We start from the raw sequence: 25,581 nt of genomic DNA, 5'->3' as shown, positions 1-25,581 counted from the left end.
TACCCCCCGCCCGTAGTTCACTGGCCACATCGGGCGATCGGCGCCCGAGTGGTACGACGCGTTCCGGAGGCGTTCCCATGGGGGCTGGCCACGATCACGGGCATACGCACGGAGGGCCGCCCCCGACGGGCACGGCCGCCGCCGCGTACAAGGGCCGGCTCAAGGTCGCCCTGGGCATCACGCTCGGCGTCATGGTCATGGAGATCGTCGGCGGACTGCTCTCCGACTCGCTCGCGCTGATCGCCGACGCGGCCCATATGGCCACGGACGCGCTCGGCCTCGGCATGGCCCTGCTCGCGATCCACTTCGCCAACAGGCCCTCGGGGCCCAACCGCACCTTCGGCTTCGCCCGCGCCGAGATCCTCGCGGCGCTGGCCAACTGCCTGCTGCTCCTGGGGGTCGGCGGCTACCTGGTCTTCGAAGCGGTCGACCGTTTCGTCACCCCGGCCGAGACCAGGGGCGGTCTGGCCATCGTGTTCGCCTCCGTCGGTCTGGTCGCCAACGTCGTCTCGCTGTCCCTGCTGATGCGCGGGCAGAAGGACAGCCTCAATGTGCGGGGCGCCTATCTCGAGGTCGTCGCGGACACCCTCGGCTCGGTCACGGTCCTGGTGTCGGCGGGCATCATCATGGCCACGGGCTGGCAGGCCGCCGACCCGATCGCCTCGTTGCTGATCGGTCTCATGATCGTCCCCCGTACGGTGAAGCTGCTGCGCGAGACGCTCGACGTGCTCCTGGAATCGGCGCCCAAGGGTGTCGACATGGCGGAGGTGCGCGCCCACATCACCGCCCTTCCCGGGGTGCTGGACGTCCACGACCTGCACGCCTGGACGATCACCTCGGGGATGCCGGTGCTCTCCGCGCACGTGGTCGTGCACCAGGAGATGCTGGACTCGATCGGCCACGAGAAGCTCCTGCACGACCTGCAGGGCTGCCTCGGCCACCACTTCGACGTGGAGCACTGCACCTTCCAGCTGGAGCCGAGCGGGCATGCGGAGCACGAGGCGAAGCTCTGCCACTGAGCGGGACCGGGTGTTAGGGTCTCCGGCGTACGTTCGAGTGCTTCGAGTCCCTCGAGTGCGAAGCCTGTGGGAGAGAAGGAGCTGAGGTTGATGACTGTCGCGACGACGGCTGCCCCGCGCAGCAATCGGTCCTTCCTCATCTCCCGGGTTCTCGGCTAGCGCCTCGGCTGTCTCCACGTCGCCGCGTCGGCCGGAGCCCTCTCACCCAAGGGTTTCCCACGTTGACCGACCACACAATCAACGCTTTCTTCGCACTGCACCACCGCCTTCCCCGGCAGAGTCCGGGCTCCGACGCGACCACCCGGCGGCTGCTCGCCCTCGCGGGCCCGCAGCCGGACCGCCCGCGCGTCCTGGACCTGGGCTGCGGTCCCGGCAGGGCCGCCCTCCTGCTCGCCGCCGAGGCGGGTGCCGAGGTGACCGCGGTCGATCTGCACCAGCCGTTCCTCGACGAACTGCGCGAGGCGGCCGAGGCGCGTGGCCTCGGCGACCGGATCCACATCGTCAGGGCCGACATGGCGGACCTCGGCGGGTTCGCCGACGGCGCCTTCGATCTGGTCTGGGCCGAGGGTTCCGCGTACATCATCGGGTTCGACACGGCGCTGCGTGACTGGCAGCGCCTGCTCGCTCCCGGTGGCTCGATGGTGATCACCGAGTGCGTCTGGACCACGGACGCACCGACCGGCGAAGCCCGTGCGTTCTGGGAGCGGCACGGCTCCCTGCGCCCGGTCGCCGCCAACACGGCTGCCGCCGTGGCGGCGGGCTGCCATGTGCTCGGGGTGCTGCTGCAGCCCGGGAGCGACTGGGACGAGTACTACGTCCCCCTGGCGGAACGGGCGGCGGCCGCCGATCCCTCGGCCCCCGGTATGGCGCAGGCTCTCGCGGCCACCGCCGAGGAGCTGGCGATGCGCCGCGACCACGGCACGGAGTACGGCTACGCCGGCTATGTCCTGCGGCCGGCCGACCCTCGGTGGCGGACCCGTCCGGAGACCACCGCGGACCGCGATGCCGTGCACGCCGTCAACACGGCGGCGTTCCCGACGCGGGCCGAGGCCGATCTGGTCGATGCCCTGCGCCTGGATCCCGGCGCGTGGCTGCCCGGTCTGTCGTACGTGGCCGAGGCACCGGACGGTTCCGTCGCCGCGTACGCGCTGCTGACCCGGTGCCGGGTCGGGGGCGCGCCGGCGCTGGCGCTGGCGCCGGTGGCGACCTCGCCCTCGCATCAGCGCGGGGGCGCGGGCCGTGCGGTGGTGCGTGCCGTGCTGGACGCGGCCCGGCTGCGGGGTGAGCCGCTCGTGCTGGTTCTCGGCCATCCGCGGTACTACCCGGCGTTCGGCTTCGTGCCGGCGTCGCGGTTCGGGATCGGGGTCGCTTTCGATGTTCCCGACGAGGCCCTGATGGCTCTGCGGCTCGACGATTCCGCGCCGGTGCCCATGGGCAGCATCCAGTATCCGGACGCCTTCGGGGTCTGACGCGGTGTCCGGTCCGCCGCGCCGTCAGGGTGCGGCGGGCCGGACATGCCAGCACCCGAAGTACGGACAAGCGGCTTTTGTGCGGCAGACTTGACCGGACTCGAGGGGTCCGGCGCACGAGGCCGGGAACCAAAGCGAAGGATGGGTATGCCGACCACACCAGCCACCGCGGCGCACAGCTCGTCGAACGGCACAGCAGAAGCGATCATGCTCGAACTGGTCGACGAGGACGGCACCACCATCGGCATCGCGGAGAAACTCGCCGCCCACCAGGCACCGGGCCAGCTGCACCGGGCGTTCTCCGTGTTCCTCTTCGACGAACAGGGACGTCTGCTGCTACAGCGCCGTGCGCTCGGCAAGTACCACTCCCCCGGCGTGTGGTCCAACACCTGCTGCGGTCATCCGTACCCCGGCGAGGCGCCCTTCGCGGCCGCCGCCCGGCGTACGTACGAGGAGCTCGGGATCTCGCCCTCGCTGCTCGCGGCCGCGGGCACGGTCCGCTACAACCATCCGGACCCCGTCTCGGGCCTGGTGGAGCAGGAGTTCAACCATCTGTTCGTCGGGATGGCGCAGGAGCAGCTGCGGCCGGATCCGGAGGAGGTCGGCGAGACGGCCTTCGTGACCGCGGGTGAGCTCGCGGAGCGGCACGCCGCCGCGCCGTTCTCGGCCTGGTTCATGACGGTGCTGGACGCCGCGCGGCCCGCGATCAGGGAGCTGACGGGGCCGTCCGCGGGCTGGTGAGACGCCGCCCGGCGGGTGCGGGGGCGGTCAGAACTGGGCCCTCAGCGGCAGCGCCGCCCAGATGATCTTCCCGCCACCCGCCGTGTGCTCCACGTCGCAGGTGCCGCCCGCCTCCGCCGTGACCTCACGGACCAGCAGCAGTCCACGTCCGCCCGTCTGCGCGTAGTCGGTCACCAGGGCGGTAGGGCGGTAGGGGTGGTTGTCCTCGACGGACACCCTGATCCATTCCGCCCCGATGGCGACCTCGACCGCGAGTTCGGGCGAGAGCAGTGCGGCGTGCTTCACGGCGTTGGTGACCAGTTCCGAGACGATCAGCAGCAGGCCCTGGAGGACGTCGTCCTCCACGGGCACGCCCTGCCGGTTCAGCAGGTCCCGTACCGCGTGCCGGGCCTGCGGCACCGAGACGTCGACGGCGGGGGCGGTGAATCGCCACACTCCCTCGTACGGCACCGGATGGGCCGGTACACTCCCGCGGCTCTCCATAGACCGGCACCCGCTCTCGACTCGCACGTCACTGACTATCGAGTAATGAGTGTCGGGAACAGCTTGGTCCGGACCGAGCTTCTGACCACAAGTAGTCACTTATAGAAGCAATGTGACCGAGTGGGTATGACAGAGTCAGGTGATTGGACTACTTCTCGTCTTCTTCGGGCGTCATCTGGTCCGTCACCAGGCTGACGATCCGTCGGCCGCCGATCCCGATCGAGATGAGCCCCAGCCCGTCGAACAGCAGGGCAAGCGAGAAGAAGCAGCCGAGCACGTAGAGGCTGCTGTGCGGCCAGTCGAAGAGCACCAGCAGGCCCAGCAGCAGTCCGAAGGCACCCTGCAGCAGTGTCCAGCCGAACTGGGGGCCCCGGACGACGACACTGCCGACCAGCCGGAACACTCCCCCCGTGAGGAAGAGCAGCGCGGCGAACATGGTGAGCGCCTCCGCCGTGCCGTGCGGGTGGCGGATGACGACGACCCCGGCCGCGATGTTCAGCGCGGCGACGACCACGCCCAGCCAGAAGTACGGGGTGCCGCGGGCCTGGATCGCGTGGAGGAGACCGACCAGGCCGCCGATCAGCAGCAGCCATCCGAAGAGGATCATCGAGGTGAGTGTGGCCACGCCGGTGTAGACGAGGCCGACGAGCCCCGCGACCACCAGCAGGATCCCCAGCAGGGCGAGCCCGCCGAAACTCCGGTTGAGCTTCTTGCCCTCGGTCGTGGGTCCGGCCATCGACAGCTCCTCACGGTGCGTGCCCGCTTCGCGACCCCTTCTTGATCATAGGTACGGACCGTACGGATAGCATCCGGCGCATGGATCCCAGGGAGCAGGCGCGGCTGGAGCACACGGTCGCGGACGGCGTCGCCACCGTCGTCATCAGCAACTCCGCCAAGCGGAACGCGATGACCGCGGACATGTGGCGGTCGCTGCCCGGACTGCTGGAGCGGCTGGCCGCCGACCCGGCGGTGCGGGTACTGGTGCTCACCGGCGCCGGGGACACCTTCTGCGCCGGCGCGGACATCGCCTCGCTCCGGGAGCCGGGCAGCCGTGCTCAGGAACTCGCCGTGCGGGCGGAGGAGGCGCTGGCCGCCTTTCCCCGGCCCACGCTGGCCGCCGTGCGCGGATACTGCGTGGGCGGCGGCAGCCAGCTCGCGGCAGCCTGTGACCTGCGGTTCGCCGAGGAGGGGGCGTCGTTCGGCGTGACTCCGGCCAAGCTCGGGATCGTCTACCCCGCGTCGTCGACCCGGCGGCTCGTCGGGCTGGTCGGCCCGGCCGCCGCGAAGTTCCTGCTCTTCTCCGGCGAGCTGATCGCCGCGGAACGGGCCCTGCGCACGGGGCTGGTGGACGAGGTCCTGCCGGCTGGCGGACTGGAGGCCCGGGTGCGGTCGTTCGCACAGGTCCTGGCGTCGCGTTCGCAGCTGACCCAGGCCGCCGCGAAGGAGTTCGCCGACGGCCGCGAGGACCGGGACGCGTACTGGTCGGAGCAGGCGCGCGGAAGCGGCGACACCGCGGAGGGTGTCGCCGCCTTCATGGAGCGCCGTACGCCCCGCTTCACCTGGGTGACGGGACCTGCCCGGGCCTCTTCTACCGCAGGCTGAACCGGCTGCTGCTACGGAACTCCTCGACCAGGGCGGCCGGGGCCTTCTCGGGGGAGCCGGCGTCGTAGGGCGGCTGGGGGTCGTACTCGGTGAGCAGCTGGACGGCCTGGGCGTGCTCGTCCCCGGCGATCCGGCCGAGCAGGGTGAGGCCCATGTCGATGCCGGACGACACCCCGGCGGCCGTGACGTACTTGCCGTCGAATACGACGCGCTCGCCGGTCGGCTCGGCCCCGTACTCCTTGAGGATGTCGAGGGCGAGCCAGTGCGAGGTGGCGCGACGGCCGTCGAGCAGTCCGGCCGCGGCGAGCAGCAGCGACCCCGTACACACCGAGGTCGTCCAGGTGCTGGTCGCATCGGCGGCGCGCAGCCAGTCGAGCAGGGTCTCGTTCTCCATCTGGACGCTCTGCCCGGGACCGCCGGGCACGATCACGAGGTCGGGGGCGGTGACTTCGGCGAGCGTACGGTCTGCGTGGAGCGCGAGGCTCCCGCTGTCGTTGCGCACGGCCCCGGCCCGCTCGGCGACGAGGACGGTCTCGGCGCCGGGAGTGCGGCTGAGGATCTCGTAGGGGCCCACGGCGTCGAGGGCGGTGAAGCGGTCGAAGAGCACGATGGCGATCTGCATGGTGTTCCTTACGTTGCGGGCGGGTTGATGCACACGGGCGGGGAGTGGAAGCGGCGGCGGTATTCGGCGGGCGCCGTGCCGAGCGCCTTGACGAAGGCGCGGCGCATGGCCTCCGGGGTGCCGTAGCCGCTGGCGCGGGAGATTCCCGCGACGCCGTCGGTGGTGTCCTCCAGGAGCCGGCGGGCCTGTTCGAGGCGGACGCGCTCGACGTACCGGCCCGGTGTCAGGCCGGTCTCGGCCTGGAAGGCCCGGGCGAAGTGGCGGGGCGAGAGCCTGGCCCGGGCCGCCAGTGCCTCCACGCAGAGGTCGGCGTCCGGGTGCTCGGTGATCCAGTGCTGAACGGCCCGCAGGGGTTCGCGGACGGCCGTCTGGGCGGTGAGCTGGGCGCTGAACTGGGCCTGGTTCCCCGGGCGCCGCAGGAACACGACGAGATGGCGGGCCACCGTGAGCGCCACGTCGCGGCCGTGGTCCTCCTCGACGAGGGCCAGGGCGAGATCGATGCCGGCGGTGACACCGGCCGAGGTGGCCAGCCTTCCGTCGCGTACGAAGATCGGGTCCGGGTCCACCTCGACCGCCGGATGGTCACGGGCGAGGGTCTCGCAGACGGACCAGTGGGTGGTCACCCGGTGGCCGTCGAGCTGCCCCGCCTCCGCGAGCAGCAGGGCCCCGGAACAGACGGAGACCAACTGCCCGGCGCGCGGGGCGTTCTCACGCAGCCAGTCGATCAGCGCCGGGTCGGGGGCGCGGGTACCGGACCCGCCGGGGACGAGGAGCACGTCGGGCACGTCCGCCTCGGCGAGAGAACCGTCGGGGACCAGGGTGAGGCCGTTGGAGCAGCGGACCGGCGCACCGGTCAGGGAGGCGGTGCGCAGCCCGTAGGAGACACCGGGGGCGCGGGAGGCCCCGGCGAAGACCTCCATCGGGCCGCTCACATCGAGGCTCAGCACGTCCTCGAAGAGGACGACGAGTACGGATCGCTGCTTCATGTCTGCCATCCTGGGCGGCCCGGCCGATGGCCGCAATGACGTGTTCCCCACCTTTCCTGCCATACCGGGGACGCGGGCCATATCACCTCCGCGCCAGGGTTTCGCGACGTACTGACCAGTCGGTAACGTGCAGGCATGAGTACTCTTCCGCCCCGCGCCGGGCGTCGCTGCCACAACTCGGTCAACCCCCTGCACTCCTGCGTCTACTTCTCCCCCGACCTGGGCGAGGAGTTCGGCAAGCTCGGCATCGACGACCCGAGCGCGACCTACTTCGCCGCCCGCGGCGCCGCGCTGGGCGCCGTCGGGGCCGGAGCGGTGACGTCCACCTTCTACAACTTCAACCACGAGCTGGTCTCCCGCCATCTGCCCGCCGTGTGGTCCGTGGTCTCGCCCCAGGCGGCGCTCGACGCGCGGCTGCGCGCCGCCGACTCGACGCTGCGCCGGCTGCTCGGCGAGGAGGCCGTCGCCTCCCCCGAGATGGCGGAGGCCGCCGGGCTGGCCCTGCGCGCCGCGGAGGCCTGCACCCGCCACGCCCGGCCGCTGTACGCCGCGCACGCCGACCTGCCGGTGCCGGACGAGCCGCACCTGGCGTTCTGGCACGCGGCGACGCTGCTGCGCGAGCACCGGGGCGACGCCCACCTCGCCGCCCTGCTCTCGGCCGGTCTCGACCCGGTCGAGGCCCTGGTCAGCCACACCGCGACCGGCAAGGGCATGGCGCCCCGCTGGATCCTGGGCACCCGCGGCTGGCGGCGCGCCGACTGGGACGCGGCGGTGGAGCGGCTGCGCGGGCGCGGCCTGCTGGACGACGCGGGCGAGCTGACGGACGCGGGCACCGCCCTCAGGGCCGGCCTGGAGGAGGCGACGGACCGGATGGACGCCGCACCGTACGAGCACCTGGGCGCGGAGGGCGTGGAGCGGCTCACCGAGCTGGGCCGCGGATACCTGTTCGCCGCGGCAGCCGCCGGAGCGTTCCCCGACGACCTCGTCGGAAAGGGCTGAGCCCCGGAACGTTTACGGGCCGTCGTCGGGGTCAGGCGCACAGCACACACAGACACCCCGACGAAGGAGAACACCATGCGCACGATCGCAGACGTCTTCCGCACCATCGGCTCCGCCGTGGGCACCGTGGTGACGCTCCCCTTCCGGCTGGTGGCCAAGGTCTTCGGCGGTGCGTCGCGCGGCGGCCGGGCCCGGCGCGCCTGAGCGGGCGGTCCGCGGCACCACCCGACGAGGTCACGCGACACGGCACCCGGCCACCCGGCACAATGCAGGCGAAGGTGACCACACCGGATGTGGACCACTCCGTGGCACACAGCCAGCACAGCCAGTACGAGAAGGCGAGTCGGGAAAACCGTGACGACGTCCATCGAAGGCAGGATCGCCGAGGAACTCGGCGTACGTGAGCGTCAGGTGAAAGCGGCCGTCGAGCTGCTCGACGGCGGGTCGACCGTGCCGTTCATCGCGCGCTACCGCAAGGAAGCGACCGAGATGCTCGACGATGCGCAGCTGCGCACGCTCGAGGAACGACTGCGGTACCTGCGGGAATTGGAGGACCGCCGTGCGGCGGTCCTCGATTCCGTACGCGAGCAGGGCAAGCTCGACGCCGCCCTGGAGGCGCAGATCCGCGCGGCCGACACCAAGGCGCGGCTGGAGGACATCTATCTGCCCTTCAAGCCGAAACGCCGGACGAAGGCCCAGATCGCACGCGAGGCGGGTCTGGAGCCGCTGGCGGACGGACTGCTCGGTGACCCGTCGAAGGACCCGCTCGCCGCGGCAGCCGCGTTCGTCGACGCGGACAAGGGCGTGGCGGACCCGGCGGCGGCCCTGGACGGTGCCCGCTCCATCCTGACCGAGCGGTTCTCGGAGGACGCCGATCTGACCGGTGAGCTGCGTGAGCGCATGTGGTCGCGCGGGCGGCTGGCCGCGAAGGTCCGCGACGGCAAGGAGGAGGCCGGTGCGAAGTTCGCCGACTACTTCGACTTCGCGGAGCCGTTCACCGCGCTGCCCTCGCACCGGGTCCTCGCGATGCTCCGGGGCGAGAAGGAGGACGTGCTCGACCTGGTCCTCGAGCCCGAGGAGCCCACGGGCACCGAGCAGCCGGGCCCGTCGACGTACGAGAACATGATCGCCCGTCGTTTCGGTGTCGCCGACCGCGGCAGGCCGGGTGACAAGTGGCTGGGCGACACGGTGCGCTGGGCCTGGCGGACGCGGATCCTCGTCCATCTCGGGATCGATCTGCGTCTGCGGCTGCGTACGGGGGCGGAGGACGAGGCGGTACGCGTCTTCGCGTCGAACCTGCGCGATCTGCTGCTCGCCGCACCGGCCGGCACCCGGTCGACGCTGGGGCTCGACCCCGGCTTCCGCACGGGCGTGAAGGTCGCCGTGGTGGACGCCACCGGCAAGGTCGTCGCGACGGACGTCATCTACCCGCACGTTCCGGCGAACAAGTGGGACCAGTCGCTGGCCACGCTCGAGCGGCTGGCGAAGGAGCACGACGTCGATCTGATCGCGATCGGCAACGGCACGGCGTCCCGCGAGACCGACAAGCTCGCCGGTGAACTGTGCGACAAGCACCCGGAGCTGAAGCTCACCAAGGTCATGGTGTCCGAGGCGGGCGCGTCCGTGTACTCGGCCTCGGCCTTCGCTTCGCAGGAACTCCCGGACATGGACGTCTCGTTGCGCGGCGCGGTCTCGATCGCGCGACGCCTTCAGGACCCACTGGCCGAGCTCGTGAAGATCGATCCGAAGTCGATCGGCGTCGGCCAGTACCAGCACGACCTGTCCGAGGTGAAGCTGTCGCGCTCGCTGGACGCGGTGGTCGAGGACTGTGTGAACGGTGTCGGTGTCGACGTCAACACCGCCTCGGCGCCGCTGCTCTCGCGGGTGTCGGGCATCGGCTCCGGGCTCGCCGAGAACATCGTGGCGCACCGGGACACCAACGGCCCGTTCCGGTCGCGCCGGGCGCTGAAGGATGTGGCACGGCTGGGCCCGAAGGCGTACGAGCAGTGCGCGGGCTTCCTCCGGATCCGGGGCGACGACCCCCTGGACGCGTCGAGTGTGCACCCGGAGGCCTACCCCGTGGTGCGGACGATGGCGAGGACGACGGGCGGGGACGTCGCCTCGCTCATCGGAAACACGGGCGTCCTGCGCTCGCTGCGGGCCGATGACTTCGTGGACGAGAAGTTCGGCCTGCCGACGGTCACGGACATCCTCAAGGAGCTGGAGAAGCCGGGCCGCGACCCGCGCCCGGCCTTCAAGACGGCCACGTTCAAGGAGGGCGTCGAGAAGATCGGCGACCTGGCCTCCGGGATGGTGCTCGAGGGTGTCGTCACGAACGTCGCGGCCTTCGGTGCGTTCGTGGACATCGGCGTCCACCAGGACGGCCTGGTGCATGTGTCGGCGATGTCGCGGACGTTCGTCAAGGACCCGCGGGATGTCGTCAAGCCGGGCGACATCGTGAAGGTGAAGGTCATGGAGGTCGACATCCCGCGCAAGCGGATCTCGCTGACGCTGCGGCTGGACGACGAGGCCTCGGACGCCCAGGGCGGTGGGCAGGGCCCGCGGCGCGAGAGGAACGGGCAGGGCGACGGCGAGCGGCCCCCGCGCCAGCGGCAGGGCGGTCAGGGGCAGCGGCAGGGCCAGGGGCAGAGCGGTCAGGGGCAGGCACAGGGAGGCCGTCAGGGTAGTGGCGGCCAGAGCCGTGACCGGCGGGGCGACGGCCAGGGCGCTCCCTCTCGCCCGGCAGCCGCGCCGGCCAACAGCGCGATGGCCGACGCGTTGCGGCGTGCAGGGCTGACGGGTCCCGACCGGGGCGGCCGTAAGCGCTGAGGCGACGGAGCGGGCGGACAGGAGCTCTTCCTGTCCGCCCGTTTCCTTTGCCCTCGCCCGAAGGGCCCGCCACCTGCCGGGAACAAGACCGTTACATGGAACGGGTGTTGCCCGAAGCATTGACATGTCCAGAACCCGCCGCCACGCTGATTGCCAACCAGGAATGCAACCGGTTGCATTCCGAACAGCACGAGCCGCACACCGCAGGAGCGAGGCACCCGGCCCCACCACCTCGCGCCCCCCACCGACTTCATCCGTAGAGAGGACTGCTCATGTCCGGCACGCCACGCTCGCCCACCCGCTCCGGTCCGACCTTCACCGCCGAGGTCGAGTCGGTCACCTGACGGCTGCCCAGTTGTGCAACCGGTTGCACAACTCCCGGGGTCGCCCCCTGATCCGCACGGGCCGGACCGTGCGGACTAGGCTGAGGATCCTGGGGAGAAGTGTCGACCGGCACGCGGCGAGGAACAGAGCGGGCGGCGGCGCAGGGCGGGCAAGGGGAAGACAACCGTGGCCATGACCATCCGTGACGTCGCCCAGGCAGCCGGGGTTCATGTCTCGACCGTCTCCCGGGCCTTCTCGGCCTCCCACCTGGTCAAGCGGGAGACCCGGGACCGTGTGCTCGCCATCGCCGCGGAACTGGGCTACCAGCCCAACGAGACCGCACGCGCCCTGACCACGGGGCGCACCCGGAATCTGGGGCTGATCGTCTCCGATATCGCCAACCCCTTCTACCCTCCGCTCATCAAGGCCGCCCAGGCGTACGCCAGGGTCCGCGGCTACCAGGTCTTCGTGGCCGACACCGACGAGGACGTGGCCGCCGAGGAGGAACTGATCCAGACCCTGGCCCGCCAGGTGGACGGAGTGGTCCTGGTCAGCCCCAGGCTGGCCAACGACGTCATCGGCCGACTGAGCGGGGAACTGCCGTTCGTCCTGGTCAACCGGTCCGTGACGGGGCTGTCCGCCGTACTGATGGACGTGGCGCACGGTGCGACGCTCGCGGTGGAGCACCTGGCCGTGCTGGGCCACGAGCATCTCGCCCTGGTCGGCGGCCCCCGTGGCTCGTGGACCAGTGCGCAGATGCGCAGGGCCGCGGGCAGGGCGGCCGCGGACCAGGGGGTCAGGCTGGACGTGCTCGGCCCCAACCGGCCGACGCAGCACGGCGGTATCGCGGCGACGCCTGCCGTCCTGAGGACGGGAGCCACCGGGGTGATCGCCTACAACGATCTGGTCGCCATCGGACTCATCGAAGGGTTCGACGACCGGAACATACGGGTACCCGGGGACATCAGCGTGATCGGCGTGGACGACACCGTGGCCGGCCGGCTGAACCGCCCCCGGCTGACCACCGTCGCCATGCCCACGGCCGCGGCGGGTCGCACGGCGGTCGATCTGCTCATCCAGACCGTGGAGACATCGGGCGGCGGTCCGTCCACGGCACAGACCACTCTGGCGACCTCCCTGGTCGTCCGGGACTCCACAGCCGCCCCGGCGCACCCTGCCGACTGATCCTTCGTACCGACTTCTTGACCGCTCGGATTGGGTGACGTACCGTCACCGCTGTTCACATACACGAACCTGATTCACGTACTGAATTCACCTCCGAATCGGGAACGGCCTTCACCACCGCACCACACCACCGACAGGTGCCTGCGGACGATGCCGCAGGCGGTGAAAGGAATACCTAGTGCGCACAAAGAATCAGCACGTCAGGAGACGTGGCGGCCGCGCGGCCGCCTCACTCGTCGCCACCGTCTCCGTGATCGCCGCAGGCCTCACCGCGCTGTTCGCGACGGGTTCGGCGACAGCCGCCCCGGCAACCGGCTCGTACACACTGAAGAACGCTGCCAGCGGACTGTGTCTGGGCGTGCCCGGGTCGAGCACATCCGCCGGCGTGCAGCTCGCCCAGACTGCCTGCGGCTCGGCCGCCAGCCAGACCTGGAAGCTGACCGCTTCCGGCAGCGGCTACACGCTGGCCGCCGCGCACAGTTCCCAGTGCGCCGGGGTGAAGGATGCCTCCACCAGCGCCGGCAAGGCGGTGGAACAGCAGAGCTGCAGCGGTGCGGCGACCCAGGTCTGGACGCTGACGGCAGTCAGCGGCAGCACCTACCGGGTGGTCAACAGCAACGGCGGCAAGTGCCTGAACGTGAAGGACAGTTCCACCGCGTCCGGCGCACTGGTCCAGCAGAACTCCTGCGACTCGGTGACCAGCAAGAACTGGACCTTCACCGCCTCGGGCACGGTTCCCACGGACCCGCCCACCGACCCGACCGACCCGCCCACCGACCCGCCGACCGACCCGGACTCGCCGCCGTCGTGGCCGACGGCCAACGGCAGCCAGGCCGTCTCGGCGACCATCGCGGTCACGGGCACGTACGACGGTGGGATGAAGCGCCTGTACGGCAGTGGTGACCTGGGCAGCGGCGGCCAGGAGGAGGACCAGCCCCCGCTGATCACACTGGCGGACGGTGCCACCCTGCAGAACGTCATCCTCGGCGCCCCGGCCGCTGACGGTGTGCACTGCGCGGGCACCTGCACCATCAAGAACGTCTGGTGGGAGGACGTGGGCGAGGACGCCGCGACCTTCCGCGGCGGCTCCTCCTCGACGGTCCGCACGATCGACGGCGGCGGCGCGAAGCTGGCCGAGGACAAGGTCTTCCAGCACAACGGCGTCGGCACGCTGGTCGTCAAGAACTTCCAGGTCGACGACTTCGGCAAGCTGGTCCGCTCCTGCGGCAACTGCTCCACGCAGAACGCCCGGCACATCCAGCTCCAGAACATCTGGGCGACGGCTCCGGGCACCAGCCTGGTCGGCATCAACACCAACTACGGTGACACGGCACGGATCTCGGGCGTCACGATCTACGACGACGGCGACCGTGACATGAAGATCTGCACCAAGTACAAGGGAACGACCAGCGGCGAGCCGAGCGAGATCGGCTCGGGAGCGGATGGCACGAACTGCATCTACTCCTCGTCCGAGATCACTTACGTCGACTGAGGCGGCCCCTCCACGGAGGGCATGACGGACCCGCTCTTCCCGGCAGCGACCGGGAGGGGCGGGTCCCTCGCTGTCAGCTGATCTCGACGACCTTGCCGTCGGCGACCTCGACCCGCCGGGTCGTGTGGACGGCTTCGAGCATCCGCCGGTCGTGCGTGACGAGGAGCAGCGTCCCGGTGTACGCGTCGAGCGCCGACTCCAGCTGCTCGATCGCGGGCAGGTCGAGGTGGTTCGTCGGCTCGTCCAGGACCAGCAGGTTGACACCCCTGCCCTGGAGGAGGGCGAGAGCGGCCCGGGTGCGTTCGCCCGGGGAGAGCGTCGTGGCCGGCCGCAGCACATGGTCGGCGCGCAGGCCGAACTTGGCGAGCAGCGTACGGACCTCGGCCGGCTCCGTCTCGGGGACGGCCGCGCAGAAGGCGTCCAGCAGGCTCTCCGTACCGTGGAACAGCTTGCGCGCCTGGTCGACCTCGCCCACCACGACGCCCGAGCCGAGGGAGGCGTGGCCGGAGTCGAGCGGGAGCCGGCCGAGCAGTGCGGCGAGCAGCGTCGACTTGCCCGCCCCGTTGGCCCCGGTGATGGCGACCCGGTCCGCCCAGTCGATCTGCAGGGTGGCCGGACCGAAGGAGAAGTCGCCGAGGACGACCGTCGCGTCGCGGAGGGTGGCGACGACGGAGCCGGAGCGCGGGGCGGAGGCGATCTCCATCCGCAGCTCCCACTCCTTGCGCGGCTCGTCGACGACGTCGAGGCGCTCGATCATGCGCTGCGTCTGGCGGGCCTTCGCGGCCTGCTTCTCGCTGGCCTCGCTGCGGAACTTGCGGCCGATCTTGTCGTTGTCGGTGGCCTTGCGGCGGGCGTTCTTGACGCCCTTGTCCATCCAGCCGCGCTGCATCTGCGCGCGGCCCTCGAGCGCGGAGCGCTTGTCCGCGTACTCCTCGAACTCCTCGCGGGCGTGGGAACGAGCCCGCTCACGCTCCTCCAGGTAGGAGGCGTAGCCGCCGCCGTAGAGGTTGATCTCCTGCTGGGCCAGGTCGAGCTCGAGGACCTTGGTCACCGTACGCATCAGGAACTCGCGGTCGTGACTGACCACGACGGTGCCCGCGCGCAGCCCGGACACGAAGCGCTCGAGCCTCTCCAGGCCGTCGAGGTCCAGGTCGTTGGTGGGCTCGTCGAGCAGGAAGACGTCGTAGCGCGACAGGAGCAGCGAGGCCAGACCTGCGCGGGCCGCCTGGCCGCCGGAGAGCGCCGTCATCGGAAGGTCGAGACCGATCCTCAGTCCGAGGTCGGCCGCCACCTCCTCCGCCCGTTCGTCGAGGTCGGCGCCGCCGAGCGCGAGCCAGCGCTCCAGGGTTTCGGAGTACGCGTCGTCCGCGCCCGGCGCGCCGTCCACGAGGGCCTGGGTCGCGGCGTCCATCGCCGTCTGCGCTTCGGCGACCCCGGTGCGGCGGGCCAGGAACTCCCGCACCGACTCGCCCGCGCGGCGCTCGGGCTCCTGCGGGAGGTGTCCGACGGTGGCGGTGGGCGGGGAGAGGCGCAGTTCGCCCTCCTCCGGGCGGTCGAGCCCGGCGAGCAGCCGGAGCAGCGACGATTTTCCGGCGCCGTTGGCTCCGACGAGACCGATCACGTCGCCGGGCGCGACGACGAGGTCGAGTCCGGCGAAGAGCGTGCGGTCGCCGTGCCCGGCGGCGAGTTCCTTGGCGACGAGAGTGGCAGTCATCAGGGTGCCGATCCTAACGAACCCCGCCGGGTGCGGTCCCGGCGGACAACGGGCGCGGTCCCGGCGGACAACGGGCGCGGTCCCCCGTGCGGCGGGCGCGACGGCCTCAGGGGGCGACGGTCGCGATCAGCACGCTCCCCGCGCTGCGTGCCACGAGGGAGGAGTGCCCCTTCACCACCCGTGTCTCCAGGGGGATCCGGTGCTCGCCGGCGGCGAGGACACCGTCGAAGACCTCGTCGGTCCGCGTGCGGTGCAGCAGGTCGAGGCGGTACGCGACCAGGCTCACCCGGCAGGTCGAGCTGACCTCCAGGCAGGCCGTGCCGTCCGTGACGGTGAGCCCGAGAAGCCGCCTCCCGGCGGGCGGCGTACGGTCCAGCGCGTTCTCGATCCGGGCGACGAGGAGCGGTATCACGGGGGCGGTCCCGTCCACGTACGCGACGTCCGCGCCCGCCCGGCCGAAGGCCTCGCGCACCGCGGCGCGCTCCGCGTCGGTGACGGCCAGGCCGAAGGCCACGGCACCGTACCCGCGCAGTTCGGCGGCCGGCACCCCTGCGGCGTCCCTTGCGATGTCGGCGCCGATGCCGATGGTGCGCAGGGCGGCCGCGAGCTTGGCGAGGACCGCGACGCGGGCCCCGATGAGCAGGACGCGACGGCGGGCGGCAGGCCCGTGCCGCCGCGCGTTTGTCGTGTCGTCCGCGGGGAGGAGCTGTTCGAGCTCGGCGCGGTACTGCTCGCCGTCGAAGCGGAACGGGCCGATCCCGTGGTATCCGCCGCGTTCCAGGTCGACGGTCCCGTACGTCTGCCAGGCGAAGTCCCGCCACACGACATCGGTGCCGTCCCGTTCGATGACGGCGGTGACCGCCCCGCACTCGAGGCTCTCGCACTCGGGGCAGCCGTAGATCACATAGCGGCCGTCGGCCAGCGGAGCGTCCGCTTCGAGCAGCAGGCGCCGTACATGCGTGGCGAATATCGCCGGCGGCACGTCGGAGGCGAGCGGCGAGACCGCGTCGAGGTCGGACAGCTGGAACAGCAGCGGTCGGCCGTCGACGATGAAGTCCATGAAATCCCGGTGCGCCTGGTAGCCACCGTCGGCCAGGACTCCCCCGGCCCGTATCGCCGGCGCAAGGCCGAACGTCGAGTACTGGGCTGACATGACGGGAGTATTCCCACCATGAGGCCGATGTGAGCACGGCTCGGGGGATTCCGTTAGCGTCCGCCCAGGGAGCGCGGCCGCCCGGCGCCGCGGGAGTGGCAGGGGTGAGCGGTGTGACGGACGTGATCGTGGTGGGCGGCGGAGTCAGCGGGCTGACCACGGCAGTGGTGCTTGCGGAACGCGGTCACCGGGTGCGGCTCTGGTCACGGGACGCGTCCTCGGCCACGACGTCGGCGGTGGCCGGCGCCCTGTGGTGGCCGTACCGGATCGAGCCGGAGGCACTGGTCGGCGACTGGTCGCTGCAGTCGCTGCGGGTGTACGAGGAACTGGCCGCCGCACCGGACGAGACCGGCGTAAGGCTGGTCCCCGGGGTGCACGGAGGTGAGCGGCTCGCGGCGCTGGGACCGTGGGCACGCAGCCTGAGCAACGTGTCCGAGGTCGGCCAGGGGCTGCGGGTGACACTGCCCCTGATCGACATGCCGGTCCACCTGGGCTGGCTGCAGGGGCGGCTGGCCGCGGCCGGAGGGGTGACCGAGCGGCGCACGGTGCGTGGCTTCGACGAGGCCGCCGCCGAGGCCCCCGTGGTGGTCAACTGCACCGGCCTGGGCGCCCACGGCCTGGTGCCGGATCCGGGGATGCGGCCGGTGCGGGGCCAGTTGGTGGTGGTGGAGAACCCGGGCATCGACGAGTGGTTCACCCGGGCGGACCCGGCTTCGAGCGCGACGACGTACTTCTTCCCCCAGCCGGGCGGACTGCTGCTGGGCGGGACCGCCGAGACGGACGACTGGCGCACGGAGCCCGACCTCCGTACGGCCGAGGAGATCGTGGCACGCTGCGCGCGGATACGGCCGGAGATCGCCGGGGCCCGGATCACGGGGCACCGGGTCGGGCTGCGGCCGGCCCGCGACGGCGGGGTGCGGATCGAGGCCGAACAGCGGCCCGGAGGCGGTCTGCTGGTGCACAACTACGGGCACGGCGGCGCCGGGGTGACGGTGGCCTGGGGCTGTGCGCGGGCTGCGGCCCAGCTGGTGGGCTGAGCCGCAGCGCCGGTCAGGCGGACGGATCGTCCTTGTGCCGTTCGTCGCTGATGACCTCGGAGCCGGGGCCGATCCGGATCTCGAAGTCCCCGTCGTACTTGGCGTGGCCCTCGATCACCGCGGACTCGACGGCCTCCACGCCGAACTCCTGGCGGACGATCTGCGGGTCCTCCCGCAGGTCCCGCATCAGGGACACGCACATGCCGATCATCACGATGGTGAAGGGCGCGGCCACCAGGATGGTCAGATTCTGCAGGCCCGCCAGGGCGTCTCCCTTGCCGTTGCCGATGAGCAGCATGACCGCGGCCACGGCGCCGGTGACGATGCCCCAGAAGATCACGACCCACTTGGCCGGTTCGCGCACGCCCTTCTGGGAGAGGGTGCCCATCACGATCGAGGCCGCGTCCGCACCGGAGACGAAGAAGATTCCGACCAGGACCATCACCAGGATGCTCATCACCGTGGGGATCGGGAATTCCTGGAGGACGCCGAAGAGCTGCGCCTCCGGGGTGTCCCCGACGCCCTTGAGCCGCCCGGCCTCCTCCAGCCTGATCGCGGAACCGCCGAAGACGGCGAACCAGACCAGGCTGACCGTGCTCGGCACCAGGATGACGCCGCCGACGAACTGACGGATCGTCCGGCCCCGGCTGATCCTCGCGATGAACATGCCGACGAAGGGCGTCCACGAGATCCACCACGCCCAGTAGAAGACGGTCCAGCTCGAGAGCCAGTCGGCCACTTCGCCCTCACCGGTCGCCTCGGTGCGCCCGGCGAGCTGGGCGAGGTCACCGAAGTACGCGGCGAGGGACGTGGGCAGGAGGTCCAGCACGATGATGGTGGGACCGGCGATGAAGACGAACACCACCAGGATCAGGGCCAGCACCATGTTGATGTTGGACAGCCACTGGATGCCCTTCTCGACGCCGGACACGGCGGAGGCGACGAAGGCCGCCGTCAGGACGGCGATGATCGCCACGAGAAGGCCGGTGCCGGTCTTCTCCATCCAGTTGAGCTCCTGGAAACCGCTGCCGATCTGGAGGGTTCCGAGCCCGAGCGAGGCAGCCGACCCGAAGAGCGTCGCGAAGATGGCGAGGATGTCGATGAACCGGCCACCGCCGCCATGGGCGTGCCGGGCCCCGATGAGCGGCTCGAACACCGCGCTGATCGTCTGCCGCCTGCGCCGCCGGTACGTGCTGTAGGCGATGGCGAGACCGACGACCGCGTAGATCGCCCAGGGGTGCAGTGTCCAGTGGAAGAGGGTCGTGGCCATCGCCGTCTGCATCGCCTCGGCGGCGTCGGCGGGACGCGTACCGGGTGGCGGATTGACGAAGTGGGCCAATGGCTCACTCACCCCGTAGAACATCAGGCCGATTCCCATACCGGCGCTGAACATCATCGCGACCCAGGAGACCGTACGGAACTCGGGCTTCTCGCCCTCCTGGCCGAGCGAGATCTTCCCGTAGCGGCTGATCGCGAGCCAGAGGGCAAAGACCACGAACCCCGAGGCAGCCAGCATGAAGGCCCAACCACCGTTGTGGATGAGTCCGTTGAGCAGTCTGCTGGAGACGTCCTCCAGCGAGTCGGTGGCCGTCGAGCCCCAGACCACGAAGGCTACGGTGAGCACCGCCGTGACGCCGAAGACCACCCTGTCGGTCGTGGGGCGCCGGCCGTCGTGCTGCTCAGCGGGAAGATCGGCCGTGACCGGCAGGTACTCCCCCCGCCCATCCGTTCTCTGCTCGTCGTGTGACACAAATGGCACCTTTCACGCAGTGCGAAGTTTCGCTCTCCGTAGGCAGTACCACACGCAGCGTGCATCCCTGGGGTCAACAAGCCGTATCGGCTTGACCCGTTACGAGGTGATATGTGGCCCGCTCGTCCAGCAGGAGCGGGATCAGTTTGCGGGCCGGCTGGCGCAGCGATACGTACGCTCCGTCACCGTCGCGGCGGGACGTCACGCCGTGCAGGGCCAGTTCGTCCCCGACGTCCGCGTACTGGGCCGCGTCGAGCCGGTAGCCGCAGGGCGGGTCCTGGAGGATCTCCCCCGGTTCCGCCGGATCGTTGTCGGCGCCGCCGAGGAGGACGGGACCGCGGTCGGCGAGCCCGGCCAGGCGGGACGCGCTGGTGACCGCGGTGATACGGCCCCGGCGCTCCCCGACGAACGAGAACAGGCCACCGAGTGCCGCCTGCTGGGACTCGACCCTGCGCCGCTTGTTGAGTGCCTGGTCGGACCGCTCGGCCTCGGTGAGCGCGTCGGTCCGCGACTCGATGAGGAGGCCGACCGCGTGCTTGATTCCGGCGGTGTTGCGCAGGATCCGCTCCTGGCCGTCACCCGCGGTCTGCTTGATCGGGTCTCCCGTGACCGGGTCGGTCCAGATCCCGTAGAGGCCGGTGCTGTAGCCCGCTGCCGCGGCGGCGGGCCTGACGTACTCGTCGGACAGGCTCCGGGCGGCGTCGTGCACCCCGCCGGCCGTGTTGAGATTGCGCGGCCACAGGACGAAGAGGTCCTTGTCGTAGTACGGCGGGGTGGCTCCGTACTCGTGCAAGTCGTAGATGACATCGGGTCGTTGGTCACGGATGACCCGCGCGACGGCACGGCCCTCGGCCGTCCGCAGGGCGATGTGGTCACGGTTGATGTCGACACCGTCGGAGTTGCCGCGGGTGTCCGCCGCGCGTCCGTCGGGATTGGCGGTGGGCAGCACCAGTACGCGCGTACGGGACAGGAGTGCCCGGGTCGCCCGGTCCTCGGCCAGGGCGAGATCCCGGACGGCCGACAGACAGGCCTCACGGCCGGCCGGTTCGTCGCCGTGCTGGCTGCAGATCAGCAGTACGGTGCCTGCCGCCGGGGTGCGCGCCCCGATGTGGACGAGCCGCAGGGGGCGGCCCTCCTTCGTCGTGCCGATCCGTTCGACGAAGGCGCGGTCGCTCGCCCGGTCGACGTCGGCGAGGAAGGACTGCTCCTCGGCCGGCCCGGTCCACCGCTCACCCCTGCTGGTCTCGAAGCCGGTGCGGGGCACGAGGTGTGAGGCCTCCGCGGGCGCGGTGGCGAACGGCACGGCCAGCGCGGCTGCCGCAACGATCACACCCAGGTCGCGCCGCAGCACGCGGCGGGCGAGGCGACGGTGACGGAGTGCACGGGTGAGTCGGGGGATCACGAGCAACTGCCTCCCGGGTCCGGCTGGGCCGGGCCGCAGCGGGCCCGCCCGCGTAGCGGCGTGTGCGGAAGGTACCCCGGTCAACTCCTGCGCAACAGGGGGCGATCACCTGTCCGGCCGAAACAGCCGTGCGGTTAAGGTGGCCGCGTTCGTGTCCAGCCCGCCGGTTCTGGCCCCTCACCCGCCCGGGGCCTGCGTGTACGAGGAGCTTGCCTTGCCCGATCCGACCCGCGATCCGCAGCGTGACGCCCGGCCCACCCTGGAGGCCGTGGCGGCCCGCGCCGGTGTGTCCCGGGCGACGGCGTCCCGTGTCGTCAACGGCGGTGCCGGGGTGCGGCAGCCCTTGGTGGACCAGGTGCGCAAGGCGGTCGACGAGCTCGGCTACATCCCGAACCACGCCGCACGCACCCTGGTCACCCGGCGCAACGGTGCGGTCGCCGTGATCATCGACGAGCCCGAGGTCCGGATCTTCTCCGACCCGTTCTTCTCCCGCCAGATCCGCGGGATCAGCCGCGAACTGAACGCGCACGACGCCCAGCTGGTGCTGCTCCTGGTGGAGGGCAGCGGTGACTTCGACCGCGTGACCCGCTATCTGGCCGGTGGCCATGTGGACGGCGCGCTGGCCTTCTCACTGCACACCGACGACGAACTGCCTTCGATCATCCGGAGGTTCGGCGTGCCGACGGTGTACGGCGGCCGCCCCGAGCGCCCCTCGCCGGGAACGGATGCCGCAGCGCCGACCGTGCCGTACGTCGACTGCGACAACCGGGGCGGCGCCCGTGAGGCCGTACGCCACCTGGTCTCGCTCGGACGGCGCCGGATCGCGCACATCACGGGACCGCGCGACCAGACCTCCGCGCTCGACCGGATCGACGGCTATCACGACGTACTGCCCGACGCCGATCCGTCGCTGGTGGCGGACGGCGACTTCACCGCCGAGAGCGGCGCACGGGCGATGGAGGAACTGCTGGCGGCCTGTCCGGATCTGGATGCCGTCTTCGCCTCCAACGACCTGATGGCCTCGGGAGCCCTGCGGGTGCTCCGCGCGCGGGGGATCCGGGTGCCGCAGGACGTGGCCCTCGTCGGCTTCGACGACATGGAGTCGGTGGCCGAGACCACCGAACCTGCCCTGACGACGGTCCGTCAGGACATAGAGGGCATGGGGCGGTTGATGGTGCGGCTGCTGATGGAGCGGCTGAACAGCGGTACGGGCGAATGGCCCGCGTCCGTGATCACCCCGACCGAACTGATCCGTCGCGCCTCGGCCTGAGGCCCCTGCCCCTGCGCTCCGCGTGCCAGGCGGCACGCGCGGTCCGGGCGCGCGGCAGGTAGCGCAGCCGCTCGGGAAGCAAGGGCACCACCAGCCGGACCACGGCACAGAGCCGCCGCAGGTGCCGCTCCTGGGCCGGGGTCCAGTCGAGCCCTATGGCCTCACGGGCGTCCGGTGGCATCAGCCCCACGGTGATGAAGCTGCGGAACCGGGCGAGCGGCGGGAGCAGGACCGGCCACACCGCTGCCACCACCAGCCGCACCGCCCACGGACCGCGGTCGGGTGGTGGTACGGGGCTGTCGACGGCGACGAGCTCCCGCACGACGGTGGTCGCCTCGATCTCCTCGGCCAGCATCGTGCGGTAGTACGGCCAGAACTCCTCGATCGACTGCGGCATGTCCCGGTCATGGATGCCGAGGATCCGGCCGACCTGGAGCCACTCGCGGTACAGGGCCCGCTCCTGCGCCTCGGTGAGCGGGCGGACCAGATAGCGCGCCGCGTGCTGGTAGACGGGGAAGCCGGTGGCATGCACCCACGCGTAGTTCGCGGGTGCGAGCGCGTGGTAGCGGCGGCCGCGGGTGTCGGTGCCCTGGATGGTGCGGTGCAGTTTCCTGAGCCTGCGCCCCTCCTCGGCGGCCGCCTCTCCCCCGTACACCCAGAGCTGGAGCGAGCGCAGGGACCGCTCGCCGCGTCCCCAGGGGTCCGTACGGAAGACCGAGTGCTCGTCGACGCCCGCGCCGACCGCCGGGTGGGCGACCTGGAGGGTGAGGGCGGCGGGCAGCATCAGGAGCCCGCGGATGTCGCCGGCGAGGCTCCACAGCACACCGCCCGGCGGGGGCGGGACGGGCTCTCCTGCGCTGGTCATGCGGAGGCTCCCAGGGGTCGGCGGGTGCTCGGACCGGTGCCCGGGCCGTATGTCTTCCAGTATGCGATCACGAGCGCCCCGGCGAGCCGGAGGGACGGTGGGCGGCGGGCGGGGCGCCGAGGGTGACCGGCCGGGCACCGTGCGCTGCCGTGAGGTCTTCGAATCTGTGTCAGCAGTGTTGACGCACCTCATGAAACAAGTCAATAGTATTTGTAACTTTGACTCTCCGGGCGAGAGGAACCGTCATATGACCGACCCGGTAAGCGATTTGAGGCTCCCAGCAACCTGAACCGGCTCCACCCACAGAGGAGGTCGCCCGCCATGGGCCGCTACAGCCGACTGCGCGAGATCCGCCGGATGGATCCCGCACGCGACTGCGCCGAGATACTCCGGCTGATGTCGCAGTACGAATTCCCGTGGGACTACCGGCAGGGCATCAGCGTCGCCTTCCTTCGCGACTACGGCGTCCCGAGAATCTCCGTACTGCTCGACCGCACCCAGGAGTTCGAGCGCAACGGCCAGAAACGCTACGACGACACCGTCCTGTTCGGGTACGAGATGGCGGCCGAAGGCTTCGACTCCGAGCGCGCCCGCGCCGCCGCCCGGCATCTCAACCGCATTCACGGCAAGTACCGGATCCCGAACGAGGACTACCTCTACGTGCTGGCCACGACCGTCGTCGGTCCCAAACGCTGGATCGACCGCTTCGGGTGGCGTCCCCTGTGCGCGCAGGAGGCGGGGGCGCTGGCGGAAGCAGGGCGGCGGATGGCCGCCATGATGGGCATCGAAGGCGCTCCCGACACCTACGAAGGCTTCGAGAAGCTGCTCGACTCCTACGAGGACCGGATGTTCGCGTACGACCCGGCGAACCGCCGGGTCGCCAACGCCACCTTCCGGGTCATGGCCGCCTGGTACCCGGGCCCGCTGCGCCCCCTGGTCGCCAGACTCTCGCTCGCCCTGCTGGACGAGCCGCTGCTGCGGGCGCTCGGTTTCCCCGCGCAGCCCCGCTGGTTACGGGCGACGGCCACGCGGATGGTGCGTACCCGGTCTCACGGGGTACGGCTGCTGCCCGCCCGGCCGCACTGGCTTCCTTCCCGTCCCAGGCCACGCAGTTACCCCTTCGGATACCAGCTCGACGACCTCGGCCCGCACTGGGCACAGAGCCGCCCGCTGGAACCCCTGCCCATGGAGAAGACATGACGACCCCGACGGACCAGCACGTCCACGGCATCGACGACATCCGCGCAGCGGTGGCACGGGCCAGGAGCGCCGGCCGGAGCTGGGCGGCGCTCGGCCCCCGGGAGCGGCGCGCGGCGCTGCTGCGCTGGAAGCGGACACTCGCCCGGCGCACCGACGAGTTCGCCGGACTGATCGCCTCCGAGACCGGCAAGCCGCTGCACGACGCCCGCGCCGAGGTGCTGCTGACGCTGGTCCACCTGAACTGGGCGGCACGCAACGCCCACCGGGTGCTGGGCCGGCGCCGGGTGTCGTCCGGTGTGCTGTCGGTCCATCAGCGGGCACTGCTGGCCTACCGCCCGCTGGGGGTGATCGGGGTGATCGGGCCGTGGAACTACCCGCTCTACACGCCGATGGGCTCGATCGGCTACGCCCTCGCCGCGGGTAACGCCGTGGTCTTCAAACCGTCCGAACTCACGCCCGGGGTAGGGGTTCTGCTGGCCCGGAGCTTCGGGGAGGCCGTCCCGGACCACGCGGACCTGCTGCGGACGGTCACCGGCCCGGCTTCCACCGGTGCCGCCCTGGCCGGTGCGGACGGCCCCGCGGGTGTGGACAAGATCGCCTTCACGGGATCGCCCGGCACCGCCCGCAAGGTCGCGGCGGCCTGCGCGGCCACGCTGACGCCGCTGCTCGCCGAGTGCGGGGGCAAGGACGCGGTACTGGTCGCGGCCGACGCCGATCTGGACGCGGCTGCCGATGCGATCGTGTGGGGCGCGATGGGCAACGCCGGCCAGACCTGCGCGGGCGTGGAGCGGGTGTACGCGGTGGCCTCGGTGCACGAGGAACTGTGCGCGCGCATCGTGCGCGGGGCGCGGGCGCTGGCTCCCGGCGAGGCGTACGGTCCGCTCACCCTGCCCTCCCAGCTCGGCGTGGTGGAACGCCACGTGAAGCAGGCCCTGGTGGACGGGGGCCGGGCCGTGCTCGGCGGCCCCGACGCGCCGGTGACGCGGACGGTGGGTCCGGTGGTGCTGACCGGCGTACCGGAGGATTCCCCGGCCGTGACGGAGGAGACCTTCGGCCCGGTCGTCGTGGTGAATCCGGTGCGCGACATGGACGAGGCCGTCGAGCGGGCCAACGCGTCGGCGTACTCGCTGGGCGCCGCCGTCTTCACCCGCTCCCGGGCGGCCGGGCTCGCGGTGGCCGCGCGTCTCGACTCCGGTGCGGTGTCGGTCAATTCGGTGCTCGGCTTCGCCGCGATCCCCGCGCTGCCGTTCGGCGGTGCGGGCGAGTCGGGGTACGGACGGATCCATGGCGAGGAGGGGCTGCGGGCCTTCGCGGCGCCGCACTCGGTCACCGTACGGCGGTTCGCACCGGCGGTGGACCTGACCTCGTTCGCGACGCCCCGGGCGAAAGCCGCCCGGGCGGTCGAGCTCGGCAGGAGACTGCACGCCCGGTTCTGAGCG

22 protein-coding genes are annotated in these 25,581 nt (G+C 71.3%); 13 read left to right on the top strand and 9 right to left on the bottom strand.

Going from position 1 to position 25,581, the window contains the following annotated elements; translation table 11 throughout:
• The first annotated feature begins 77 nt into the window (after positions 1-77).
• From ACFQ6X_RS08925 to idi, 3 genes are all read left to right on the top strand, one after another.
• Positions 78-1,019, top strand: a complete 942-nt coding sequence (locus ACFQ6X_RS08925) for a cation diffusion facilitator family transporter (protein ID WP_383178101.1) — start codon at positions 78-80, stop codon at positions 1,017-1,019.
• 221 nt (positions 1,020-1,240) lie between these two features.
• Complete coding sequence (locus ACFQ6X_RS08920; RefSeq protein WP_383178098.1) at positions 1,241-2,488, top strand: GNAT family N-acetyltransferase; 1,248 nt, start codon at positions 1,241-1,243, stop codon at positions 2,486-2,488.
• A 147-nt stretch (positions 2,489-2,635) separates the two neighbouring features.
• Positions 2,636-3,229, top strand: coding sequence for an isopentenyl-diphosphate Delta-isomerase (gene idi / locus ACFQ6X_RS08915; RefSeq protein WP_329205341.1), 594 nt, complete (start codon positions 2,636-2,638; stop codon positions 3,227-3,229).
• A 27-nt stretch (positions 3,230-3,256) separates the two neighbouring features.
• Here idi and ACFQ6X_RS08910 read toward each other — a convergent pair whose 3' ends face one another.
• A complete protein-coding gene (locus ACFQ6X_RS08910) occupies positions 3,257-3,712 on the bottom strand; it encodes an ATP-binding protein (RefSeq protein WP_329214925.1) in 456 nt (151 codons plus the stop codon).
• A gap of 148 nt (positions 3,713-3,860) precedes the next feature.
• Positions 3,861-4,448 carry an HdeD family acid-resistance protein gene (locus tag ACFQ6X_RS08905; protein ID WP_383178094.1) on the bottom strand — a complete coding sequence of 196 codons (588 nt, stop codon included), beginning with the start codon at positions 4,446-4,448 and terminating at the stop codon, positions 3,861-3,863.
• Between the two features lie 80 nt (positions 4,449-4,528).
• On the opposite strand from ACFQ6X_RS08905, the gene ACFQ6X_RS08900 reads away from it, so the two are divergent.
• Entirely contained in the window at positions 4,529-5,314 is a 786-nt protein-coding gene (locus ACFQ6X_RS08900; protein ID WP_383178091.1) for an enoyl-CoA hydratase/isomerase family protein, read from the top strand.
• Here the strand turns inward: ACFQ6X_RS08900 and ACFQ6X_RS08895 are convergent.
• Together ACFQ6X_RS08895 and ACFQ6X_RS08890 are read right to left on the bottom strand one after the other, a co-directional pair.
• Positions 5,301-5,936: a DJ-1/PfpI family protein gene (locus ACFQ6X_RS08895; RefSeq protein ID WP_383178087.1), complete on the bottom strand. Its 636-nt coding sequence runs from the start codon at positions 5,934-5,936 to the stop codon at positions 5,301-5,303. The genes ACFQ6X_RS08900 and ACFQ6X_RS08895 overlap by 14 nt on opposite strands.
• Before the next feature lie 8 nt (positions 5,937-5,944).
• A complete protein-coding gene (locus ACFQ6X_RS08890) occupies positions 5,945-6,922 on the bottom strand; it encodes a GlxA family transcriptional regulator (RefSeq protein ID WP_383178083.1) in 978 nt (325 codons plus the stop codon).
• Positions 6,923-7,057: 135 nt separating this feature from the next.
• On the opposite strand from ACFQ6X_RS08890, the gene ACFQ6X_RS08885 reads away from it, so the two are divergent.
• The 5 genes from ACFQ6X_RS08885 (at position 7,058) to ACFQ6X_RS08865 (ending at position 13,751) form a co-directional block, all read left to right on the top strand.
• Positions 7,058-7,921 (top strand): hypothetical protein, encoded by an 864-nt coding sequence (locus ACFQ6X_RS08885; RefSeq protein ID WP_383178079.1) that lies wholly within the window; start codon positions 7,058-7,060, stop codon positions 7,919-7,921.
• A 75-nt stretch (positions 7,922-7,996) separates the two neighbouring features.
• Entirely contained in the window at positions 7,997-8,125 is a 129-nt protein-coding gene (locus ACFQ6X_RS08880) for an LPFR motif small protein (protein ID WP_329205350.1), read from the top strand.
• A 150-nt stretch (positions 8,126-8,275) separates the two neighbouring features.
• The gene (locus ACFQ6X_RS08875; protein WP_383178076.1) at positions 8,276-10,750 is read left to right on the top strand and encodes a Tex family protein; all 2,475 of its coding nucleotides are present in this window, start codon (positions 8,276-8,278) and stop codon (positions 10,748-10,750) included.
• Positions 10,751-11,266: 516 nt separating this feature from the next.
• A complete protein-coding gene (locus ACFQ6X_RS08870; protein WP_383178073.1) occupies positions 11,267-12,259 on the top strand; it encodes a LacI family DNA-binding transcriptional regulator in 993 nt (330 codons plus the stop codon).
• Between the two features lie 178 nt (positions 12,260-12,437).
• The gene (locus ACFQ6X_RS08865) at positions 12,438-13,751 is read left to right on the top strand and encodes a pectate lyase (RefSeq protein WP_383178070.1); all 1,314 of its coding nucleotides are present in this window, start codon (positions 12,438-12,440) and stop codon (positions 13,749-13,751) included.
• 73 nt (positions 13,752-13,824) lie between these two features.
• Here the strand turns inward: ACFQ6X_RS08865 and ACFQ6X_RS08860 are convergent, their stop codons facing one another.
• On the bottom strand, positions 13,825-15,465 hold the full coding sequence (locus tag ACFQ6X_RS08860) for an ABC-F family ATP-binding cassette domain-containing protein (RefSeq protein ID WP_383178067.1): 1,641 nt from the start codon (positions 15,463-15,465) through the stop codon (positions 13,825-13,827).
• 106 nt (positions 15,466-15,571) lie between these two features.
• A complete protein-coding gene (locus tag ACFQ6X_RS08855; protein WP_383178064.1) occupies positions 15,572-16,618 on the bottom strand; it encodes an oxidoreductase in 1,047 nt (348 codons plus the stop codon).
• Between the two features lie 113 nt (positions 16,619-16,731).
• On the opposite strand from ACFQ6X_RS08855, the gene ACFQ6X_RS08850 reads away from it, so the two are divergent.
• On the top strand, positions 16,732-17,655 hold the full coding sequence (locus ACFQ6X_RS08850) for an FAD-dependent oxidoreductase (RefSeq protein ID WP_383178180.1): 924 nt from the start codon (positions 16,732-16,734) through the stop codon (positions 17,653-17,655).
• A 13-nt stretch (positions 17,656-17,668) separates the two neighbouring features.
• Here the strand turns inward: ACFQ6X_RS08850 and ACFQ6X_RS08845 are convergent, their stop codons facing one another.
• Complete coding sequence (locus ACFQ6X_RS08845) at positions 17,669-19,405, bottom strand: BCCT family transporter (RefSeq protein WP_383178061.1); 1,737 nt, start codon at positions 19,403-19,405, stop codon at positions 17,669-17,671.
• 73 nt (positions 19,406-19,478) lie between these two features.
• Entirely contained in the window at positions 19,479-20,807 is a 1,329-nt protein-coding gene (locus ACFQ6X_RS08840) for a M14 family metallocarboxypeptidase (protein ID WP_383178058.1), read from the bottom strand.
• 214 nt (positions 20,808-21,021) lie between these two features.
• Between ACFQ6X_RS08840 and ACFQ6X_RS08835 the strand changes: the two genes are divergently transcribed.
• Positions 21,022-22,077, top strand: a complete 1,056-nt coding sequence (locus tag ACFQ6X_RS08835) for a LacI family DNA-binding transcriptional regulator (RefSeq protein ID WP_383178055.1) — start codon at positions 21,022-21,024, stop codon at positions 22,075-22,077.
• Here the strand turns inward: ACFQ6X_RS08835 and ACFQ6X_RS08830 are convergent.
• Positions 22,040-22,942: an oxygenase MpaB family protein gene (locus ACFQ6X_RS08830; protein WP_383178052.1), complete on the bottom strand. Its 903-nt coding sequence runs from the start codon at positions 22,940-22,942 to the stop codon at positions 22,040-22,042. The genes ACFQ6X_RS08835 and ACFQ6X_RS08830 overlap by 38 nt on opposite strands.
• A gap of 321 nt (positions 22,943-23,263) precedes the next feature.
• On the opposite strand from ACFQ6X_RS08830, the gene ACFQ6X_RS08825 reads away from it, so the two are divergent.
• Positions 23,264-24,142 (top strand): oxygenase MpaB family protein, encoded by an 879-nt coding sequence (locus ACFQ6X_RS08825; RefSeq protein ID WP_383178049.1) that lies wholly within the window; start codon positions 23,264-23,266, stop codon positions 24,140-24,142.
• Positions 24,139-25,578, top strand: coding sequence for an aldehyde dehydrogenase family protein (locus ACFQ6X_RS08820; protein WP_383178046.1), 1,440 nt, complete (start codon positions 24,139-24,141; stop codon positions 25,576-25,578). Before ACFQ6X_RS08825 ends, ACFQ6X_RS08820 begins: the two co-directional genes overlap by 4 nt.
• Positions 25,579-25,581 lie beyond the last annotated feature (3 nt).

It is taken from the genome of Streptomyces sp. NPDC056452, from assembly GCF_042796085.1.
Taxonomy (GTDB): Bacteria; Actinomycetota; Actinomycetes; order Streptomycetales; family Streptomycetaceae; genus Streptomyces.
The sequence above is the reverse complement of the archived record's forward strand: the minus strand, read 5'-3'. Positions and strand labels throughout refer to the sequence as shown.

Bases quoted from the DNA above. Each gene is read 5' to 3' on its own strand.
- ACFQ6X_RS08900 (WP_383178091.1), top strand. From the start codon at position 4,529: ATGGATCCCAGGGAGCAGGCGCGGCTGGAGCACACGGTCGCGGACGGC.
- ACFQ6X_RS08820 (WP_383178046.1), top strand. From the start codon at position 24,139: ATGACGACCCCGACGGACCAGCACGTCCACGGCATCGACGACATCCGC.
- idi (WP_329205341.1), top strand. From the start codon at position 2,636: ATGCCGACCACACCAGCCACCGCGGCGCACAGCTCGTCGAACGGCACA.
- ACFQ6X_RS08830 (WP_383178052.1), bottom strand. From the start codon at position 22,942: ATGACCAGCGCAGGAGAGCCCGTCCCGCCCCCGCCGGGCGGTGTGCTG.
- ACFQ6X_RS08890 (WP_383178083.1), bottom strand. From the start codon at position 6,922: ATGAAGCAGCGATCCGTACTCGTCGTCCTCTTCGAGGACGTGCTGAGC.
- ACFQ6X_RS08855 (WP_383178064.1), bottom strand. From the start codon at position 16,618: ATGTCAGCCCAGTACTCGACGTTCGGCCTTGCGCCGGCGATACGGGCC.
- ACFQ6X_RS08880 (WP_329205350.1), top strand. From the start codon at position 7,997: ATGCGCACGATCGCAGACGTCTTCCGCACCATCGGCTCCGCCGTGGGC.
- ACFQ6X_RS08910 (WP_329214925.1), bottom strand. From the start codon at position 3,712: ATGGAGAGCCGCGGGAGTGTACCGGCCCATCCGGTGCCGTACGAGGGA.
- ACFQ6X_RS08870 (WP_383178073.1), top strand. From the start codon at position 11,267: ATGACCATCCGTGACGTCGCCCAGGCAGCCGGGGTTCATGTCTCGACC.
- ACFQ6X_RS08885 (WP_383178079.1), top strand. From the start codon at position 7,058: ATGAGTACTCTTCCGCCCCGCGCCGGGCGTCGCTGCCACAACTCGGTC.
- ACFQ6X_RS08925 (WP_383178101.1), top strand. From the start codon at position 78: ATGGGGGCTGGCCACGATCACGGGCATACGCACGGAGGGCCGCCCCCG.
- ACFQ6X_RS08905 (WP_383178094.1), bottom strand. From the start codon at position 4,448: ATGGCCGGACCCACGACCGAGGGCAAGAAGCTCAACCGGAGTTTCGGC.
- ACFQ6X_RS08895 (WP_383178087.1), bottom strand. From the start codon at position 5,936: ATGCAGATCGCCATCGTGCTCTTCGACCGCTTCACCGCCCTCGACGCC.
- ACFQ6X_RS08860 (WP_383178067.1), bottom strand. From the start codon at position 15,465: ATGACTGCCACTCTCGTCGCCAAGGAACTCGCCGCCGGGCACGGCGAC.
- ACFQ6X_RS08825 (WP_383178049.1), top strand. From the start codon at position 23,264: ATGGGCCGCTACAGCCGACTGCGCGAGATCCGCCGGATGGATCCCGCA.